The sequence below is a fragment of the Kitasatospora sp. NPDC004289 genome (genome assembly GCF_053602875.1).
In genome coordinates this window covers 60,732-79,238 of the sequence record NZ_JBSGEL010000016.1, presented here as the reverse complement: position 1 = coordinate 79,238, position 18,507 = coordinate 60,732, and the positions used below count along the sequence as shown (strand labels likewise).

22 protein-coding genes are annotated in these 18,507 nt (G+C 72.4%); 12 read left to right on the top strand and 10 right to left on the bottom strand.

Features of this window, described 5'->3' with window-relative positions; translation table 11 throughout:
* Positions 1–47: 47 nt before the first annotated feature.
* On the top strand, positions 48–395 hold the full coding sequence (locus tag ACWEPF_RS13480; protein WP_380149457.1) for a WhiB family transcriptional regulator: 348 nt from the start codon (positions 48–50) through the stop codon (positions 393–395).
* Between the two features lie 64 nt (positions 396–459).
* Here the strand turns inward: ACWEPF_RS13480 and glpX are convergent, their stop codons facing one another.
* A complete protein-coding gene (glpX, locus tag ACWEPF_RS13475) occupies positions 460–1,497 on the bottom strand; it encodes a class II fructose-bisphosphatase (RefSeq protein ID WP_345282095.1) in 1,038 nt (345 codons plus the stop codon).
* A gap of 260 nt (positions 1,498–1,757) precedes the next feature.
* Between glpX and ACWEPF_RS13470 the strand changes: the two genes are divergently transcribed.
* Complete coding sequence (locus tag ACWEPF_RS13470) at positions 1,758–2,234, top strand: DUF4245 domain-containing protein (protein ID WP_452172649.1); 477 nt, start codon at positions 1,758–1,760, stop codon at positions 2,232–2,234.
* Between the two features lie 82 nt (positions 2,235–2,316).
* Here ACWEPF_RS13470 and ACWEPF_RS13465 read toward each other — a convergent pair whose 3' ends face one another.
* Positions 2,317–2,907: a malonic semialdehyde reductase gene (locus ACWEPF_RS13465; protein WP_452172648.1), complete on the bottom strand. Its 591-nt coding sequence runs from the start codon at positions 2,905–2,907 to the stop codon at positions 2,317–2,319.
* A 161-nt stretch (positions 2,908–3,068) separates the two neighbouring features.
* Positions 3,069–3,311, bottom strand: a complete 243-nt coding sequence (locus ACWEPF_RS13460; RefSeq protein WP_452172647.1) for an exodeoxyribonuclease VII small subunit — start codon at positions 3,309–3,311, stop codon at positions 3,069–3,071.
* Between the two features lie 70 nt (positions 3,312–3,381).
* On the opposite strand from ACWEPF_RS13460, the gene ACWEPF_RS13455 reads away from it, so the two are divergent.
* Complete coding sequence (locus ACWEPF_RS13455) at positions 3,382–3,864, top strand: GNAT family N-acetyltransferase (protein WP_452172646.1); 483 nt, start codon at positions 3,382–3,384, stop codon at positions 3,862–3,864.
* Between the two features lie 7 nt (positions 3,865–3,871).
* Here the strand turns inward: ACWEPF_RS13455 and ACWEPF_RS13450 are convergent, their stop codons facing one another.
* Positions 3,872–4,192: a hypothetical protein gene (locus ACWEPF_RS13450; RefSeq protein ID WP_452172645.1), complete on the bottom strand. Its 321-nt coding sequence runs from the start codon at positions 4,190–4,192 to the stop codon at positions 3,872–3,874.
* A 483-nt stretch (positions 4,193–4,675) separates the two neighbouring features.
* Here ACWEPF_RS13450 and ACWEPF_RS13445 point away from each other — a divergent pair, with 483 nt between their 5' ends.
* Positions 4,676–5,017 (top strand): hypothetical protein, encoded by a 342-nt coding sequence (locus ACWEPF_RS13445; RefSeq protein ID WP_452172644.1) that lies wholly within the window; start codon positions 4,676–4,678, stop codon positions 5,015–5,017.
* Between the two features lie 50 nt (positions 5,018–5,067).
* On the opposite strand, the gene ACWEPF_RS13440 is transcribed toward ACWEPF_RS13445, so the two are convergent.
* Together ACWEPF_RS13440 and ACWEPF_RS13435 are read right to left on the bottom strand one after the other, a co-directional pair.
* Complete coding sequence (locus tag ACWEPF_RS13440; RefSeq protein WP_452172643.1) at positions 5,068–6,255, bottom strand: glycosyltransferase family 4 protein; 1,188 nt, start codon at positions 6,253–6,255, stop codon at positions 5,068–5,070.
* Between the two features lie 30 nt (positions 6,256–6,285).
* On the bottom strand, positions 6,286–6,459 hold the full coding sequence (locus tag ACWEPF_RS13435; protein ID WP_345282107.1) for a hypothetical protein: 174 nt from the start codon (positions 6,457–6,459) through the stop codon (positions 6,286–6,288).
* Between the two features lie 229 nt (positions 6,460–6,688).
* On the opposite strand from ACWEPF_RS13435, the gene ACWEPF_RS13430 reads away from it, so the two are divergent.
* Entirely contained in the window at positions 6,689–8,086 is a 1,398-nt protein-coding gene (locus ACWEPF_RS13430; protein WP_452172642.1) for a helix-turn-helix domain-containing protein, read from the top strand.
* Here ACWEPF_RS13430 and xseA read toward each other — a convergent pair.
* Positions 8,077–9,288: an exodeoxyribonuclease VII large subunit gene (xseA, locus tag ACWEPF_RS13425; protein WP_452172641.1), complete on the bottom strand. Its 1,212-nt coding sequence runs from the start codon at positions 9,286–9,288 to the stop codon at positions 8,077–8,079. The two genes, ACWEPF_RS13430 and xseA, sit on opposite strands and share 10 nt — an antisense overlap.
* Positions 9,289–9,555: 267 nt before the next feature.
* On the opposite strand from xseA, the gene ACWEPF_RS13420 reads away from it, so the two are divergent.
* Positions 9,556–10,923 carry a TerD family protein gene (locus tag ACWEPF_RS13420; protein WP_452172640.1) on the top strand — a complete coding sequence of 456 codons (1,368 nt, stop codon included), beginning with the start codon at positions 9,556–9,558 and terminating at the stop codon, positions 10,921–10,923.
* A 6-nt stretch (positions 10,924–10,929) separates the two neighbouring features.
* Here the strand turns inward: ACWEPF_RS13420 and ACWEPF_RS13415 are convergent, their stop codons facing one another.
* On the bottom strand, positions 10,930–12,273 hold the full coding sequence (locus tag ACWEPF_RS13415) for an APC family permease (protein WP_452172639.1): 1,344 nt from the start codon (positions 12,271–12,273) through the stop codon (positions 10,930–10,932).
* A gap of 85 nt (positions 12,274–12,358) precedes the next feature.
* On the opposite strand from ACWEPF_RS13415, the gene ACWEPF_RS13410 reads away from it, so the two are divergent.
* Together ACWEPF_RS13410 and ppgK are read left to right on the top strand one after the other, a co-directional pair.
* Complete coding sequence (locus ACWEPF_RS13410; RefSeq protein ID WP_380149420.1) at positions 12,359–13,336, top strand: 4-hydroxy-3-methylbut-2-enyl diphosphate reductase; 978 nt, start codon at positions 12,359–12,361, stop codon at positions 13,334–13,336.
* 95 nt (positions 13,337–13,431) lie between these two features.
* Positions 13,432–14,181, top strand: coding sequence for a polyphosphate--glucose phosphotransferase (ppgK, locus tag ACWEPF_RS13405; protein WP_452172638.1), 750 nt, complete (start codon positions 13,432–13,434; stop codon positions 14,179–14,181).
* 109 nt (positions 14,182–14,290) lie between these two features.
* Here ppgK and ACWEPF_RS13400 read toward each other — a convergent pair whose 3' ends face one another.
* On the bottom strand, positions 14,291–14,905 hold the full coding sequence (locus ACWEPF_RS13400; RefSeq protein WP_452172637.1) for a DUF6542 domain-containing protein: 615 nt from the start codon (positions 14,903–14,905) through the stop codon (positions 14,291–14,293).
* 123 nt (positions 14,906–15,028) lie between these two features.
* Here ACWEPF_RS13400 and ACWEPF_RS13395 point away from each other — a divergent pair, with 123 nt between their 5' ends.
* From ACWEPF_RS13395 to ACWEPF_RS13380, 4 genes are all read left to right on the top strand, one after another.
* Entirely contained in the window at positions 15,029–15,409 is a 381-nt protein-coding gene (locus tag ACWEPF_RS13395) for a glyoxalase (RefSeq protein ID WP_452172636.1), read from the top strand.
* 88 nt (positions 15,410–15,497) lie between these two features.
* Positions 15,498–16,571: a redox-regulated ATPase YchF gene (gene ychF / locus ACWEPF_RS13390; protein WP_345282124.1), complete on the top strand. Its 1,074-nt coding sequence runs from the start codon at positions 15,498–15,500 to the stop codon at positions 16,569–16,571.
* A 106-nt stretch (positions 16,572–16,677) separates the two neighbouring features.
* On the top strand, positions 16,678–17,124 hold the full coding sequence (locus ACWEPF_RS13385; protein ID WP_449796289.1) for a deaminase: 447 nt from the start codon (positions 16,678–16,680) through the stop codon (positions 17,122–17,124).
* Positions 17,125–17,198: 74 nt separating this feature from the next.
* Complete coding sequence (locus tag ACWEPF_RS13380; protein ID WP_452172635.1) at positions 17,199–17,852, top strand: HAD-IA family hydrolase; 654 nt, start codon at positions 17,199–17,201, stop codon at positions 17,850–17,852.
* 45 nt (positions 17,853–17,897) lie between these two features.
* Here ACWEPF_RS13380 and ACWEPF_RS13375 read toward each other — a convergent pair whose 3' ends face one another.
* Positions 17,898–18,479, bottom strand: a complete 582-nt coding sequence (locus ACWEPF_RS13375) for a pyridoxamine 5'-phosphate oxidase family protein (protein WP_345282134.1) — start codon at positions 18,477–18,479, stop codon at positions 17,898–17,900.
* Positions 18,480–18,507: the final 28 nt, after the last annotated feature.

Genomic DNA, 18,507 nt, shown 5'->3' with positions numbered 1-18,507 from the left:
AGTAAGCCGTGCTGCATCCGATCGAGTCCAGCCCCCGAGCCGTCTCCGTGGCGGCCCACGCCGCCTCCTCCCCCGTGGTGGTGGTGCAGCGGCTCGACTCCCAGGACGACAACCCCTGGCACACCGGTGCGGCCTGCCGCCGGGACGAGGCGGGGCTGTTCTTCGCCCCGTCCAAGGAGCCCACGGCGGCCCGGCTCTCCCGGGAGGAGCAGGCCAAGCAGGTCTGCGCCCGCTGCCCGGTACTGCTGGAGTGCCGCGAGCACGCCCTCAACCAGCCGGAGCCGTACGGGGTCTGGGGCGGGCTGACGGCGGCCGAGCGCCGGGTGGTGCTGGCCCGTCGCCGCCGCCGGGACACCGAGCGCCGGATCCCGGCCGCCCGCCGGATAGCGGGCTGACCGCCCGTCAGGGCGGCGGCCGCCGGGGAGCGCCCGGCCGCCGCCGCCCTTCGGCGCCCGGTGCTCAGTTGGCCCGGTCGAAGTCGATCGCGCTGTAGGCCCGCAGCTTGGACAGCTTGTGGGTGGAGTGGATCTCGCGGATGGTGCCGCTCTTGGAGCGCATCACCAGCGAGCTGGTGGTGGCGGTCTCCGAGCGGTAGTGCACGCCGCGCAGCAGCTCGCCGTCGGTGATGCCGGTGGCGACGAAGAACACGTTCTCGCCGCTGACCAGGTCGTCGGTGGTGAGGATCCGGTCCAGGTCGTGGCCCGCGTCCAGCGCGCGCTGGCGCTCGGCGTCGTCCTTGGGCCAGAGCTTGCCCTGGATCACGCCGCCCATGCACTTCATGGCACAGGCCGCGATGATCCCCTCGGGGGTGCCGCCGACGCCCATCAGCAGGTCGACGCCGGTGCCCTCGCGGGCGGTCATGATCGCGCCCGCCACGTCGCCGTCGGAGATGAACTTGATCCGGGCACCCGCCTCGCGGATCTCCCGGACCAGGGTGTCGTGGCGCGGGCGGTCCAGCACCATCACGGTGACGTCCTCGACCGCGGTGCCCTTGGCCTTGGCTACCCGGCGGATGTTGACGGCCACCGGCGCGGTGATGTCGACGTACTCGGCGGCCTCGGGGCCGGCCACCAGCTTGTCCATGTAGAAGACCGCGCTGGGGTCGAACATGGTGCCGCGGTCGGCCACCGCCAGCACCGCCACCGCGTTGGCCATGCCCTTGGCGGTCAGCGTGGTGCCGTCCACCGGGTCCACCGCGACGTCGCACTCGGCGCCGGTGCCGTCGCCGACCCGCTCGCCGTTGTAGAGCATCGGCGCCTCGTCCTTCTCGCCCTCGCCGATGACGACCACGCCGTTCATCGAGACGGTCGAGACCAGGGTGCGCATCGCCTTCACGGCGGCGCCGTCGGCGCGGTTCTTGTCACCGCGGCCAACCCAGCGGCCGGCCGCCATCGCGGCGGCCTCGGTGACCCGGACGAGTTCGAGGGCGAGGTTGCGGTCGGGGGCCTCCGGGGCCACCACCAGGGAGCTGGGGAAGTTGCTGTGCGGGGCGGTCATCGTCGTTACCTCTCTGTACGCGACGGCCAGAGCGCCCGACAGAGCTTGCCTGGTCGAACGCCGTGATGAGGGTGCTGCGATCGTATCCGTCCATCAGATGACTGTCTGTGGCGCACCCCCGATGACCGGGTGTTCCGTCCGCTTCCGTCCCGGTTCACCCGTCGGAGTGCACCCCGGTTGTCCGAAGTCCGAGGGGCATGGGTCACCATGTGGGGGTGGCAGGCAAAAGCAGCATGAGAGGCCGGCAGACGGTACGGGACATGGTCCTGTCGATGCTGGCGGTCGGTGTCGTGGTCTTCTTCGGCTACCTGTTCATCCCGCACTCGGAGGGCGACGGGCTCAAGGCGGTGGACTACCGCTCCACCCTGGCCTCGGCCAAGCGCGTCGCGCCGTACCCGGTGCTGGCCCCCGAGGGCCTGGGCGCGGACTGGAAGGCCACCTCGGTCAGCTACGACGGCGGGGCCAAGGGCAGCGCCGCCTGGCACCTGGGCTTCGTCACCCCCTCCGGCCAGTACATCGCGGTGGAGCAGCGGGTGGCCGAGCCGGACAAGGCGGTGGCCGAGGTGGTCGAGGGCGCCAAGCCCGACGGCACGGCCCCGGTCGACGGCCAGGAGTGGCAGCGCTACCAGGGCAAGTCCTACCGCGGCCTGGTCCTCAGGACCGGCGGCGCGACCACCGTGGTCGCCGGCACGGCCAGCTACGAGGAGCTGACCGGCTTCGCCCGCACCCTGAAGTGATCCCGCGCCGGAGACGACGGAGGAGCCCCCGGCCTGGTGGCCGGGGGCTCCTGCGTCTACTGCTTCAGTCGCTGACGGGAGGTCAGACGGTGGTGACGACCTCGTCGTACTCCAGGCGCGGGGAACGCGGGAACCAGGCGTCCTCGCCCGGCTTGCCGATGTTCACCACGGCCAGCACCGAGTGCTTGCCGTCGCCGAAGAAGTCCTTGTTCAGACCGTCGGCGTCGTAGCCGGTCATCGGGCCCGCGGCCAGGCCGGCGGCGCGGATGCCGATGATGAAGTAGGCCAGCTGCAGCGAGGCGTTGAAGCGCGCCGAGGCGGTGCGGCCCTCGACCTCCTCGAAGTGGCTCTTGGCGGCCGGGTAGTGCGGGAAGAGCTTCGGCAGCTCGTCGTGGAAGTCGTGGTCCGCGGCCAGGATGGCGACCAGCGGGGCGGCCTCGGTCTTCTTCTTGTTGCCGTCACCGAGGTGCGAGACCAGGCGGGCGCGGGCCTCGTCCGAGCGGACCAGGACGATGCGCAGCGGCGACTGGTTCATCGAGGTCGGCGCGTACTTGACCAGGTCGTAGATGGCCTGGACCTGCTCGTCGGTGACCGGCTCGTCGGTGAAGGTGTTGGCGGTGCGGGCCTCGCGGAACAGAAGGTCCTGAGCGACGGCGTCGAGAACCAGGGTCATTGCAGTCCACCTCATGCGGAAAGGGAACGTCGGAAGCTTGCGAACAGCCGGTCGTGCGCCGTTCGTACGAGTCCAACGTTAGGTGAAACTTAAACTATTCCGCAACTCTCTGATGGTCTCTGTCACATCGATTTCACAGTGGCCCCGCCGGCACCACCCGCTCACTCCCCCGCCGCGCCCCCGGGGCCCTCCTCGGCGGCCAGCGCCGCGTCCAGCCGGGCCCGCGCGCCGTCCAGCCACCGCTGGCACACCTTCGCCAGCTCCTCGCCGCGCTCCCAGAGCGCCAGCGACTCCTCCAGCGGCACCCCGCCGGCCTCCAGCCGCCGGACCACGTCAAGGAGAGCATCGCGCGCCTGCTCGTAACCGAGGGCGCCGTCGCCGTTATTCCCCGCAGACTCTGTCATGTCGTCAGGGTAGGCGCAGCGGAGGACAATTCACGGTCACGTCCCGACCGGGGCGGCTAGCCTTCGCCGCATGACCACCGTACGGAGCGCCACCCCCGCCGACGCCGCCGAGCTGGTGCGGCTGCGCCGGCTGATGTTCGAGGAGATGTCCGGCGCCGCGGCGCCGGGGGAGTGGGAGGCCACCACCGGGGCGGTGCTCCGGGAGCGGCTCGCGGCACCGCCGGAGCGGCTCACCATGCCCGCCTTCGTGGTGGACGACCCCGGCCGCCCGGGTCGGCTGGCCGCCTGCGCCGTCGGCACCCTGGAGCAGCGGCTCCCCGCGCCCGGCCACCCCGACGGCCTGTTCGGCTTCGTCTTCAACATCTCCACCGACCCGGAGCACCGCCGCCGCGGCTACGCCCGGGCCTGCACCGCCGCCCTGCTGGACTGGTTCGACGCCCGCCGGGCCACCCGGATCGACCTGCACGCCACCGTCGACGGTGAGCGGCTCTACCGCGAGCTCGGCTTCGCGGAGCACTCCGTCCCGCTCTCCCGGCAGCGGCTGAGGGGTTGACGGCCGGTCAGGGCGCGCCGGCCAGCAGGTGGTGCAGCTCCGGCCCGGTGAACCGCCAGGCGACCCGGCCGACCAGGTACTCCAGGTGTGTGGTGCCCCAGCGGTCCAGCCAGAGGGCGTGGCCGCTGTCCACCCCCTGGCCCTCCCGCCCCAGCGCCACCGCGGACTCCAGGGCGAGCACCGAGGACCTGGCCTCGTCGGGGGTGAAGTCGAAGCCCTCGCCGCGCGCGCAGGCCACCAGGTTGTGCAGGTCCTGGCGGCAGTAGCGGCGCAGCATCGCTCCGTCGCTCTGGAGGGCGAGCAGGAACTCGGCGAAACCTCGGGACAAGGCGTTCTCTCCTGACGATGGGTCACGGTTGACACCCCACCAGGGGGCGGGCGGACAGGCGCGTCAACTAGACGATTGACTACCAGTAACATTTTGTGTCGATGTCGACGGACCCATGTGTGCCCAGTTGGGTGGGTGCGTGGCCCGGCCGACTCGAGGCCAAACAGATCAGGACGGTCGGTTTGGAGTGGGGCGATTGACTCCCGAGCTCACAGGGAGGGATGTCGAGAAGCGGTGACTTTGGGCAATTTCAGCGCGGTGGGGTGAATGTCGGGCTGATGCCGAATCAGGTAATCGCCGGGCCGCCCGCCAGGCGGAATGGAAGACGTACCGTGCGCTCTTGATCACCCAGTGCGCTAATCTCGGACTGTCGCAGGGGACGGCACGGCAGAACCGGGGGCTTGGGGCATGGGGGGAGATGTTCGGCGTGCCGCCTTTTTCGATCTTGTGCTGGGCACGTGGGAGTCGTTCGAGGCGGCCCGCGTGGCACTGGAAGCCCACCGGGCTGCGGGCGATCTCCTGATCCTGCTGGTGGGCGGGCCGGGCACGAAGGCGGGCGCCGGAGGCGCCGGGCTGCTCCCCGGCGATTGTCTGACAATTGACACCGGATCGGATGAGAGAAAATCCTGGGCGGTCGTCGAGACTATGGCAAGACTCGGCCTGGACGCCTCGTGCTGCTTTGCCTATGCCGACCACCCCGATTCCCTCGGCATCCTCGGCGTGGTCGGCAATCCGCGAGTTCTCGGAGATGACCCCGAGCTGGTGGAGTACGCCCGCAATCGGGGCTGGCCGATAATTTCCACCGCACCGCCGCTGGCCTGCTGAGGCGTGCCGGCCCGCGCCCCCGTGGCCGGTTTCCGGTGCCGGGCACGGCACTAGCAGTCGGCGGTCAGCTGCCGGTACACCGCGAGAGTGCGGTCGGCGGCCTCGTCCCAGGAGAAGTCGTCGGCGGCCCGACGGCGGCCGGCCGCGCCGAGGCGGCGTGCCAGCTCCGGGTCGTCGATCAGGCTGTTGACCGAGGCGGCCAGGTCGGCCGCCAGCTGCTCCGGGTCGACCGGGTCACCGGTCCCGTCGGCCTGCTGCTGGTACCGGATCAGCAGCCCGGTGTCCCCGTGCTCGACGAACTCCGGGACGCCGCCGACGGCGGTCGCCACCACGGCGGTGCCGCAGGCCATGGCCTTCAGGTTGACCGCGCCGGTCGGCTCACGGAGCGAGGGCTGGACGAATGCCGTGGCGTGCGCGATGAGTTGACGCATGACCGGCTGGGTCACCGCCCCGCCGATCCGGATCACGCTGGACCGCCTCCTGGTCAACTCGTCCACCAGTCCGGCGACCTCGAGCTCGACCTCCGGATTTCCGGGCCCGTCGCAGCAGAGCACCAGCTGTGCCTCCGGTCGGAACTGCGCGGCGGCGCGGAGCAGGTGGGGCAGCCCGCGGCGCCTGGTCGGGCGGCCGACGAAGAGCACGATCGGGCGTTCCGGGTCGATCTCGAACCGCTCCAGTGCGGCGGTCCCGTGGTCCGGCCGCCACAACTCGGTGTCGATGCCGCTGCGGATGACCCGGGTCCTCTCCGCCGATACCTCCGGGTAGGCGGCCAGGATGTCGTCCCGGAGCGCGGCCGAGCCGGTGATCAGGGCGTCCGCCTCCCCGGCGGAGCTGCGCTCCATCCAGTCCGAGAGCGCGTGCTCGCCGTCGGGCAGCTCGGAGTCGCCGGCGCGGAAGGCCGCCAGGCTGTGCATGGTCATCACGTGCGGGATGCCGTACAGCCGGCCGGCCACGTGCCCGGCCGCGTTGGTGAACCAGGTGTGGCTGTGCACCAGGTCGGCGGAGAAGCAGTCGTCCGCCATGCCCAGCCCGGCGTTCAGGAACTGGAACGCCGAGCTCGCGCTCGGCTCGCCCGGCTCTCGGTAGGAGTAGGTGTCGGGCTCGGCCGGCCCGGAGTCGAAGCACCGGACCCGGACGTCGACCAGACGGCGCAGCGCCCTGGTCAGTCCGGTGGTGTGGGCATCGGCTCCGTTGTGGGATTTGGTGGGGTACTGCCGGGTCAGAAGATCGACGCGCATCGTGGGCTCCTCTCCGTGGTGCGGGGTCGGTCAGCAGCACCAGATCGGCGGGTCGAGCGGCGTGGGGGAGGGAGAGGGGCTGACCACCGTCGTGCTCTCGGTGCCGGAGCCCGCCGGCGGGGTTGCGGAGGCCCCGGGGGCGACCAGCAGCAGGCCGGCGACGGCGGCGGCGATCAGGGCGGCGGGGACGAAGATCCTGGGCATGGCTACTCGGCTGCCTTCGCTGAACTCGACTACTGTTGACTCTGGTAGTCAATCGCGCGTGACAGACGTTGTCAATCAACCCACGGGGTGACTCCACTCTGCGCGGTGTACTTAACGAAGCCTGCGGATCCTCTTGGTTGTGGCTGGTAGATTCTGTAAAAACGACAGTCAAGCGGGCACACTCCCTCAGAGGCTGGCCCTCGGGTCACAACCAGGCGACCGGAGAACCATGGAGCAAGCACGAAGCGCAGCGAGCGGCATCGGGAAGCGGCTCCGCGAGCTACGCCAGAAGAAGGGGCTGAACCAGCAGGACCTCGCTTCGGCGGACCTGTCGGTCAGCTACGTGTCGCTGATCGAGACGGGCAAGCGGGTGCCCTCCGAGGCCGTGATCCAGGCGCTCGCCGAGCGGGTCGGCTGCTCGGCGGAGTACCTGCGGACCGGGCGTGACGACGCCAGGGTGCACGAGCTGGAGCTGAAGATCGCCTTCGGCGACATGGCGATGCGCAACGGATCCAACGGCGAGGCGCTCCAGGCCTACAGCGAGGCGCTGGCCGCCGCGCCGTTCCTCGGCGAGGCGATGCTCCGCCGGGCGCGGATCGGGCAGGCGCTGGCGATGGAGAAGATGGGGCGGCTGGAGGCCGCGATCCAGCTGCTCACCGCCCTGTTCGACGACACGGGTACGGTGCCCGGCTCGGCCGAGTGGGCCCAGCTCGCGGTCGCACTCTGCCGCTGCTACCGGAACGCCGGGGACCAGACGCTCAGTGTCGAGGTCGGCGAGCGGGCCATGCGGACCCTGGACACGCTCGGCCTGGACATCACCGACGACCACATGCAGATCGGCTCCACCCTGATCAGCTGCTACTACCAGCGCGGTGACCTGACGCAGGCCCACCTGCTCGCCAACCGGCTGATCAACGCGGCCGAGAACACCGGCTCCCGGGTGGCCCGCGGTGTCGTCTACTGGAACGCGGCGCTGGTCGCCAACTCCCAGGGGCGTACCAAGGAGGCGCTCACGCTCACCGAGCGGGCGCTGATGCTGCTGGCCGAGACCGACAACACCCGGCACCAGGCGATGCTGAAGAGCGCCTACGCCAGCCTGCTGTTGGACTCCGAGGAGCCGGATCTGGAGCGCGTCAGGGCGCTGTTGACCGAGACCCACCGGGCCTTGCTGGAGGTCGGCACCGCCGCCGAGCAGGCGGGCAGTGAGGCCCAGCTCGCCCAACTGGCGCTGCACAGCGGTGAACCCGAGCAGGCCCTGGTGCACGCCGACCGATCGCTCGGCCTGCTGCGCAACGACTCCCAGGAGCAGGCCGCCGCGACGCGGGTGCTGTTGGCCCGGGCCCAGCTCCAGACCGGTGAGGCGGCCGAGGCCGAGAAGACACTGCGCTCGGTGGTCCGCCAGCTCGGGCAGCTCCCGGTCACCCGGGCCACCGCCGGGGTCTGGCGCAACGCCGGTGACCTCTGGCGGTTGATGGGACGTCAGGACCAGGCGATGGAGGCGTACGAGAAGGCCCTCGCCCAGCTCGGCCTGCGCGGCCTGCCCGCCTCGGCCACGGCCCCGGCCTTCGTGGCGGACCGAGGCTGGGCCGGGCCGTCGGCGGCCGATCCCGGCCGGTCTCAGTCCTGATCCACCGTCACCTCGAAGGCGCCCTCGGCCACCCGGGCGTGCAGCCGCTCGCCGGCCGCCAGCGCCGCCGGGTCGGTGACCACGTGTCCGTCGGCCCGCTGGAGCACCGCGTAGCCGCGCTCCAGCGTGGCCAGCGGGGAGAGTGCCACCACCCGGGCCAGGGTGTGCCCGAGGTCGGAGCCGGCCGCGTCCAGCCGGTGGCCGAGCACCCGCCGGGCCCGGCCGACCAGCTGGGCCACCTCCTCGGCCGGCCCGTCCACCAGGCGGTGCGGGGCGGCCAGCACCGGGCGGCTGAGCACCCCGGCCAGCCCCGCCCGCTCGCGCTCGACCCGCTGGACGACGTGCCGCCGGGCCCGGTCCCGCAGCTGGTGCACCCGGGCCAGCTCCTCGCCCACGTCGGGGACGACCCGCTTGGCGGCGTCGGTCGGGGTGGAGGCGCGCAGGTCGGCCACGAAGTCCAGCAGCGGCTGGTCCGGCTCGTGCCCGATCGCGCTCACCACCGGCGTGCGGGCCGCCGCCACCGCCCGGACCAGGCCCTCGTCGGAGAACGGCAGCAGGTCCTCCACGCTGCCGCCGCCCCGGGCCACCACGATCACGTCCACCTCGGGGTGCTCGTCCAGCTCCCGGACCGCCGCCGTCACCTGCGCCACCGCGCTGACGCCCTGCACCGGCACGTTGCGCACCTCGAAGCGGACGGCCGGCCAGCGGCGGCGCGCGTTCTCCAGCACGTCCCGCTCGGCGGCCGAGCCGCGGCCGGTCACCAGGCCGATGCAGTGCGGCAGGAACGGCAGCCGCTTCTTCCGCTCGGCGTCGAACAGGCCCTCGGCGGCCAGCGCCCGCTTCAGGTGCTCCAGCCTCGCCAGCAGCTCGCCCAGCCCGACCAGGCGGATCTCGGTCGCCCGCAGCGAGAGCGTGCCGCGCGCCACGTACCACTCGGGCTTGGCGTGCACCAGGATCCGGGAGCCCTCGCGGACGTCCTCGGCCACCTGCTCGAAGACCTGCCGGAAGCAGGTCACGGTCAGCGAGACGTCCCGGTCCGGGTCACGGAGCGTCAGGAACACCACCCCGGCCCCCGGCCGGCGGCTCAACTGGGTGATCTGCCCCTCCACCCACACCGCCCCCAGCCGGTCCACCCAGCCGCCGATGAGCGCGGACACCTTGCCGACCGGGATCGGCGCCTCGGGTGAGCTGCTGTTCGCCATACCGACGAGGCTATCCCCGCCCACCGACGCGGTCCGGCCCCGGAGGGGCCATCAGGGGCGCGAGGAACTGCGCGGATCCGGAAGGCGGACCAGCGTTGGATCGGGGCATGCGAGCCAGTTGCAGCTCGTGCCGTTCCCCTGCGCGCAGTTCCCCGCGCCCCCGGCATCACCCCGTACGTTCCCCGCGCCCTCGACGACTGCCGCCCCTGCCCGGAGGGCCTAGGCTGGCCGGACGACGGGGTGTCAACTGCGGGGAGTGGCGAGGCGATGGCGATCTCCAAGGGCGCGAACGTGCCGGTGGCGGCGGCCGAGGTGCGGGTCGAGCTGGGGTGGCGCGCCGGGCCGGGCGTGCCGGACGCCGACGCCTCGGCGCTGCTGCTCTCCGGCGGCCGGGTCCGTTCCGACGCCGACTTCGTCTTCTACAACCAGCCGCAGGACCTCTCCGGTGCCGTCCGCCACAACGGCAAGCAGCAGCTCCCGGACGGCTCCGTCCTCGATGGCCTGACGGTCCGTCTGCCCGGTCTGGACCCTGCCGTCGAGACGGTGGTGCTCGCCGCCTCCAGCGACGGCGGCCCGTTCGGCGCCCTGCCCGGGCTGTACCTGCGCCTGCTCGACGCCGCGACCGGCGCCGAACTGGTCCGCTTCGAGGACACCGGGGCCAGCACCGAGACCGCCTTCGTGCTCGGCGAGCTCTACCGCCGCGGCGAGGGCTGGAAGTTCCGCGCGGTCGGCCAGGGCTACGACTCCGGCCTGGCCGGCCTGGCCACCGACTACGGCATCCAGGTGGACGAGGCCCCCGCCCCGGCCCCGGTGAGCACCCCTGCCGCCCAGCCGGCCCCTGCCCCTGGCTCGTACCCGCCGCAGCCGTCGGCCCCGTACCCCGCGCAGCCCACGGCCCCGCCGGCCCAGGCCCCGTACCCCGCTCAGCCGCCCGCCCAGCCGCCCGCCCCGGCCCCGCTGAACTTCTCCAAGATCACCCTCACCAAGGAGGCCCCCAAGCTCTCGCTGCGCAAGCACGGCGCGGTCGGCGGCCTGCTCCGGGTGAACCTCAACTGGGCGGCGGCGGCCGCCCCGGCGGCCCCGGCCGGGCAGCCGCAGAAGAAGTCCGGCGGCTGGCTGGCCAAGCTGCGCGACGCGACGCAGGGGTCCAACGCGCTGGCCGGCCGCGACCTCGACCTGGCCTGCCTGTGGCAGCTGCGGGACGGCAGCGCGGGCATCGTCCAGGCGATCGGGCAGCGCTTCGGCGGCCTGCACGAGCCGCCGTTCGTCCAGCTGGCCAACGACGACCGGACGGGCGCGGTGGCCACCGGCGAGGACCTCTGGATCAACCTCGACCGCTCCGCCGAGATCCAGCGCCTGCTGGTCTTCGCGTTCGCCTTCGACGGCCGCCCGCTCAACGGGCTGAACGGCCTGGCCACGCTCTTCCCGGCCTCCGGGGTGCCGGTCGAGCTCCCGCTGGACGGCTGCGACTTCCCGGCCACCAGCTGCGTGGTCGCCCTGCTGGAGAACGACGGCGAGGGCCTGGTGGTGCACCGCGAGGGCCGCTGGTTCCAGGCCACCCCGCAGATGTCGAACCACCAGATGATCGACCAGGCCTACGGCTGGGGCCTCAGCTGGAGCGCCGGCTCCAAGTAGCCCTGCTCACCCCCGCCGCCGGACCGCCGGACTCTGCACCACGAGTACCGCCAGCCCCACCGCGAACCAGGTCGCCCCGACCCACTGCGCGGTGCTGGACGCCTCGACCAGCACCCAGCCGATCACCGCCATGCCCAGCAGCGGCACCAGCAGGTGGCGGAACCAGTCCCGGGACGAGCCCTTGACGGTGTACCAGCCGATCACCGAGGCGTGCAGCAGGCCGAAGGCGCAGAGCGCGCCGACGTTCACCACCGAGGTCAGCTGGTCCAGCCCGTCGTCACGGCTGGCCGCCCAGACCGCCGCGACCAGGGTCACCACGGCCGCGGTCAGCAGCGCCCGCCGCGGCACCGCCGTCCGGGGGTCGACGGCCGCCAGCGCCCGGGGGAGCCGCCCCTCCCGGGCCATCGCGAACAGCAGCCGCCCGGCCGCCGCCTGCCCGGCCAGCGCCGCGAAGGCCGCCCCGACCGCCTTGCTGGCCGCCACCAGGGTCTGCAGCCAGTGCCCGATCGAGGCGTCCACGGTGTCGTAGAAGGCCGAGCCCTGCGCCGCCGGGTCGGCGGCCAGCTGATCCGGCGTCACCGGGCTGAGCAGCGCCGCCAGGTAGGTCTGCGCGACGAACAGCACCCCGGCCAGTGCCAGGCACCACAGCACCGCCCTGGCCACCGCGGCCGAGGCGCCCACCGCCTCCTCCACGAAGGAGGCGATCGCGTCGAAGCCCAGGTACGACAGCACCGCCACGCTGACCGCCGCCATCACCGCCGTGAGCGAGAAGCCGCCGATCCCGGTCAGCGGGCTCAGCCAGTCCCGCTCGGCCCCGTCCCGGGCCAGCACCACCACGGCCGAGACCACGAAGACCGCCAGCACCACCAGCTCCAGCGCCAGCACCGCGAGGCCGACCGCCGCGGCCGTCCGCACCCCGAGCAGGTTGAGCGCGGTGGTGACCAGCACCGCGAGCGCCGTCCAGACCCAGCGGGAGACCTCCGGCACCAGCGAGTTGAGCGCGATCCCGGAGAAGAGGTAGGCGACCGCCGGGATCAGCAGGTAGTCCAGCATCGCCATCCAGCCGGCCACGAAGCCCCAGCCCTCCCCGAGCCCGGCCCGGGCGTACGCGAAGACCGAACCGGCCCTCGGCACCGCCCGGACCATCTGCGCGTAGCTGTACGCGGTGAACCCCATGGCCACGGTGGCCGCCAGGTAGACCGCCGCCACCGCGCCGTGGCTCTTGGCGTCCAGCACCCCGAACACGCCGACCGGCGCCATCGGGGCGATGAACAGCAGCCCGTAGACCATCAGATCCCGGACGCCGAGGCTCCTGCGCAGCTCGCCCGGCCGTTCAGCCTGCTCACTCATGCTCAGATTTGAACACTTTTGCCGGTTCTGCTCCGGTATCCGGGTGCCGTCGGCGCGGCCCCCGCACGCCCGTACCATGGTTCGCATGTCCAACTCTGCGCAGCGCCGTGTCCTGCTCGCCGCCCCCCGGGGCTACTGCGCGGGCGTCGACCGCGCCGTCATCGCCGTGGAGAAGGCCCTGGAGCAGTACGGGGCCCCGATCTACGTCCGCAAGGAGATCGTCCACAACAAGTACGTGGTGCGGACCCTGGAGAAGCAGGGCGCGATCTTCGTGGACGAGACCGAGGAGGTCCCCGAGGGCTCGATCGTGGTCTTCTCCGCCCACGGCGTCGCCCCCTCCGTCCACGACGAGGCCAAGGAGGGCAAGCTCGCCACCATCGACGCCACCTGCCCCCTGGTCACCAAGGTGCACAAGGAGGCCGTCCGCTTCGCCGACGAGGACTACGACATCCTGCTGGTGGGCCACGAGGGCCACGAGGAGGTCATCGGCACCATGGGCGAGGCGCCCGACCGGATCCACCTGGTCGACGGCGCCGAGGACGTGGCCAACGTCAAGGTCCGCGACGAGTCCAAGGTCGTCTGGCTCTCCCAGACCACCCTCTCGGTGGACGAGACCATGGCCACCGTCGGCGAGCTCAAGAAGCGCTTCCCGCTGCTGGTCAGCCCGCCCAGCGACGACATCTGCTACGCCACCCAGAACCGCCAGGTCGCCGTCAAGCAGCTCGCCCCCGAGGCCGACCTGCTGATCGTGGTCGGCTCCAAGAACTCCTCCAACTCGGTCCGCCTGGTCGAGGTCGGCCTGGAGTACGGCGCCAAGGCCGCCCACCTGGTGGACTTCGCCGACGAGATCGACGAGGCCTGGCTGGAGGGCGTCGAGACCGTCGGCCTCACCTCCGGCGCCTCCGTCCCGGAGATCCTGGTCGACGGCGTGCTGGCCTTCCTGGCCGAGCGCGGCTACGCCGACGTGCAGACCGTCCGCACCGCCGAGGAGCACCTGGTCTTCTCGCTCCCCAAGGAGCTCCGCCGCGACCTGCGCGCCGAGGCCGCCGGCAAGCTGGCGTAGTACGCCCGCCCGCCCCCGGTCGTAGCGCGAACCGCCACCGCCGCCCTTAGGTTGGTTGTCCACAGGCCTGTGGACTCACTCCCTGGAGGGCGACGGTGGCGGCGGTTTTCGGTGTGGACATCGGTGGTTCGGGCATCAAGGGCGCCCCGGTCGACCTGACCGGGGGTCAGCTCGCGGAGGAGCGGCACAAGGTGCTGACGCCTCAGCCCTCCACCCCCGAATCGGTGGTCGCCGCCGTCCACGAGGTGGTCTCCCACTTCGGCCACCGGGGCCCGGTCGGCCTCACCTTCCCCGGGGTGGTGGTCGACGGCCGCATCCAGACCGCCGCCAACGTCTCCAAGGACTGGATCGGCCTCGACGCGGCCGGGCTCTTCCGGGAGAGCCTCGACCTCCCCTGCACCGTCCTCAACGACGCCGACGCGGCCGGCCTCGCCGAGGTCCGCCACGGCGCCGGGCGGGACCGCTCCGGCGTGGTCCTGGTCCTCACCTTCGGCACCGGCATCGGCAGCGCCCTCTTCTCCGACGGCGTCCTGGTCCCCAACACCGAACTCGGCCACCTCGAACTGCGCGGCAAGGACGCCGAGCGCCGAGCCTCCTCGGCCGCCCGGGAGCGCCACGAACTCAGCTGGGCCGACTGGGCGGTCCGGGTCGACGAGTACCTCGACCTGGTGGAGAAGCTCTTCTCCCCGCAGCTGATCGTGATCGGCGGCGGGGTCAGCCGCAAGCACGACAAGTTCCTCCCCCTCCTCGCCGACCGCCCCGCCGAGGTCGTCCCGGCCGTCCTGCGCAACGACGCCGGCATCGTCGGCGCCGCGATGGCCGCCGCCGGTTCGGCAGGGGACTAGGTCATGCCTTCGGGGGCGCGAGGAACTGCGCGAGTCGGAAGGCAACAACCCGTCACTCAGGCGCGGACAGCCACCTGCACGTGCTGCCCCGCCGTAACCTGACGCACCCTCAAGAAGCCCGCCGCGCCCGCCTGATCCGCCGCTGCGCCAGGAACCGCGCGGCCACGATCACCGCCGCCAGCCCCGTCCCGGTGAACAGCCACCCCGCCCGCAGCGCCAGACCGCTCGCCAGCCCCACCACCTGCCCGGTCACCCCCGGCGCCGCCACCGGTTCGAGGACCAGCAGCGCCACCGCGAACGCGATCGGCCCGCTGATCGGCGCCGCGGGCAGGTCCGCCAGCCGTACCCGCACGGCGAGTTGGAAGCACACCGCGACGTAGCCGAGCCCGAACAGCACCCCGAGCCCGCCGAACACCAGCCGGTCCGCCCCGGCCGCCACCAAGGTCCCGACCAGGGCCAGCAGCCCCGTCCCGACGGCGGTCAGCCGGGCCGGCGGGCCGCTCCTGCCGCCGTTGGCCCCGCTGCCGTTGCCACCTCCGCCCCGCGCCCGGGCGGCCAGCCGCAGCGGCAGCCGGAGCGGCCCGCCGCTCCGGGGTCCGGTGCCCCTGGTCCCACCGCCCCTCGACTCGGGGGAACCGGAGGGTCCCGGTACGGCGGCCCCGCCCGGACCGCTCGGCGGTCGGCGTCTGGGCCCTGGCGGCTGGGTTCGGATGCTCTGCTCCACCCGCCCAACGTACGGTCGGATCATCGCCACAGTGTGTAATGGCGCGGCGACCTCCCACCGTGTCCCCGAACGGAGTAGTGTGCGGGCCGTTCGTGATCGTTCGTTGCCCAACGGGGAGGCAGCATGACCGAGTTCGGGTTCGCCCGTCTGCACCACGTCCAGCTGGACGTGCCGAAGGGCTCCGAGGAGACCTGCCGCGCCTTCTGGGGCGGGGTGCTCGGACTGACCGAGCTGCCCAAGCCCCCGGTCCTGGCGGCCCGCGGCGGCTGCTGGTTCGGCGGCGGCGGGGTGGAGGTCCACCTCGGCGCGGTCGGCGAGCACCAGGCCTCGCCCAAGGCCCACCCCGGCTTCCTGATCACCGGCCTGGACGCCCTCGCCGCCCGCCTCGCCGAGCACGGCCACCCGGTGACGTGGGACGACAACTTCCCCGGCTACCGCCGCTTCCACTCCGCCGACCCCTTCGGCAACCGCCTGGAGTTCCTGGAGCCCGCCCCCTCGGCCTGAGGTCCCCCTCCCACGGGCCCGTAGACTGGGGGATCGGTCCGGCCCGTCCGGTCCGCTCCACGCCCTCCAAGCCCCGGGACATCGCTTCATGTCGCTCACGATCGGAATCGTCGGCCTGCCGAACGTCGGCAAGTCGACCCTGTTCAACGCCCTGACCAAGAACGACGTGCTGGCGGCCAACTACCCGTTCGCCACCATCGAGCCCAACGTCGGCGTCGTCGGCGTCCCGGACCCGCGCCTGCAGAAGCTGGCCGAGATCTTCGGCTCCCAGAAGATCCTCCCGGCCACCGTCGACTTCGTCGACATCGCCGGCATCGTGCGCGGCGCCAGCGAGGGCGAGGGCCTGGGCAACAAGTTCCTCGCCAACATCCGCGAGTCGGACGCCATCTGCCAGGTCATCAGGGCGTTCAGCGACCCGGACGTCGTCCACGTCGACGGCAAGGTCTCGCCCAAGGACGACATCGAGACCATCAACACCGAGCTGATCCTCGCCGACCTCCAGTCGATCGAGAAGGTCCTCCCCCGCCTGGAGAAGGAGGCCCGCCTCAAGAAGGACACCGTGGCCGTCCTCGCCGCGGCCAAGGAGGCCCAGGCCATCCTGGAGACCGGCAAGACCCTCTTCGAGGCCGGCTTCGACATCTCCCTGGTGCGCGAGCTCCACCTCCTCACCGCCAAGCCCTTCCTCTACGTCTTCAACGTGGACGAGGACGAGCTGGCCGACGAGGACTTCAAGGACGCCCAGCGCGCCCTGGTCGCCCCCGCCGAGGCCATCTTCCTCAACGCCAAGATCGAGTCCGAGCTGATCGAGCTCGACGACGCCGAGGCCCTCGAGCTCCTCCAGTCCATGGGCCAGGAGGAGCCCGGCCTCGCCACCCTCGGCCGCGTCGGCTTCGACACCCTCGGCCTGCAGACCTATCTGACGGCCGGCCCCAAGGAGACCCGGGCCTGGACCATCAAGAAGGGCGCCACCGCCCCCGAGGCCGCCGGTGTCATCCACACCGACTTCCAGAAGGGCTTCATCAAGGCCGAGGTCATCTCCTTCCACGACCTGGTCGAGACCGGCTCCATCGCCGAGGCCCGCGCCAAGGGCAAGGCCCGCATCGAGGGCAAGGAGTACGTCATGCAGGACGGCGACGTCGTGGAGTTCCGCTTCAACGTCTGATCCCGTTCCTCACCGGTGCCCGGTCAGCCCTCCCGGCCGACCGGGCACCGGTGCGTCCGGAGGCCGTACGGTGGGCGCCGGGGCTGATCTCGAGGAAGGGCGTGCGGTGAAGACGGATCTGGAGTGGCTGGCGCGGGCGGTGGAGTTGTCGCGGAAGTGTCCGCCGTCGGAGACCGCGTTCTCGGTGGGGGCGGTGATCGTCGGTGCGGACGGCGAGGTGCTGGCGGAGGGGTACAGCCGGGAGACGGCGCCGCACGACCATGCGGAGGAGGCGGCGCTGGCGAAGTTGGCGGTGGGGGACGAGCGGCTGCGCGGGGCGACGGTGTACAGCTCCTTGGAGCCGTGCGGGGAGCGGGCCTCGCGGCCGCGGACCTGTGCGGAGCTGATCGTGGCGGCGGGGGTGCCGCGGGTGGTGGTGGCCTGGCGGGAGCCGGACCTGTTCGTGACGGCGTGTCAGGGGACGGCGCTGCTGGAGGCGGCGGGCGTCGAGGTGGTGGAGCTGCCGGAGTTGGCGGCGGAGGCGCGGGCGGTGAACGCGCACCTGTTGGGGTGAGGACGGGGGATGTGTGGTCGTATGCCCGGGTTTTGTAGCCTGGGGGTACGTACACCCGTTCGGAGGAGTTTCCGATGCCCGTGACCCTGCCCGCCCGCGCCCTGCTGCTCGACATGGACGGCACGCTGGTCAACTCCGAGGCGGCGGTCGAGCGTTGCTGGCGTCGCTGGGCGGCGGAGCACGGCATCGACGGTGACCACGCGATGAGCGTGGTGCACGGCCGGCAGGGGCACCTGTCGATGTCGATCCTGCTGCCGGAGCGTCCGATGGAGGAGAACCTCGCGGACAACCGGCGGATGCTGGCCGAGGAGACCGCGGACGTCGACGGCGTGGTGGAGGTGCCGGGGGCGGCGGTCTTCCTGGCCGCGCTGGCGGGGCGGCCGCACGCGCTGGTGACCTCGGCGGACGAGGTGCTGGCCCGGGCCCGGATGGGTGCGGCGGGGCTGCCGCTGCCGGAGCTGATGGTGACGGCCGAGTCGGTGGGGGCCAGCAAGCCGGACCCGGAGGGTTTCCTGAAGGGGGCGGCCGGGCTCGGGGTCGACCCGGCGGACTGCGTGGTGTTCGAGGATTCGGAGGCCGGTGTCCAGGCGGGCATGGCGGCCGGGATGCGGGTGGTCGGCGTAGGACCACGCGCGGCCGCCTTCGGGCCGACGGTGCACGTGGACACCCTGGAGCAGGTCCGGGTGGTCGCGGCGGCGGACGGTGGCCTGGTGCTGGAGATCGCCTGAGGGTGAGGGCCGGTGCCGCCCGGGAGGACCGGGCGGCGCCATGGCTCAGGGGCGGGGCGGCAGCGGCATCGGGAGGGCGGGCAGCCCGTCCACGCTGACCGGCACGTAGGGCTTGCCCTCGCAGTAGACCGCGAACTCCTCGTCCGTCTTGCGGTCGAAGTACTGGGCGTGCAGTGCGCGGTCCTCGCGGAAGTCCATCAGCGGGACGGCGAAGCCGCAGGAGTCGCTGACCCGGGTGGCGTGCACCAGGACGATCGCGCGCAGCGCGCTGCCGTCGGCCTCCGGCGGGAAGTGGCCGAGCAGTTCGGCGAAGCGCGGGTCGTCGCGGAAGACCGGCTCGCCCCGGCCGTGCACCCGCACCACGGTGGGCGGGCCGTCGAAGGCGCACCACATCAGGGTGATCCGGCCGTTCTCCCGCAGATGGGCGATGGTCTCGGCGGTGGAGCCGCCGAAGTCCAGGTAGGCCAGGGTGAGTTCGTCGATGATGGCCAGGGTGCCGGAGCGGCCCTTGGGGGAGAGGTTGACGTGCCCGTCGGCCGCGAGCGGGGCGGTGGCCGTGAAGAAGACCGGCTGGGCCTCGATGAACTTCCGCAGGCGGCCGTCGATGCGCTCGTATGTCTTTCCCATGGCTCCGATTCTCGCGAAATCGCCTGCC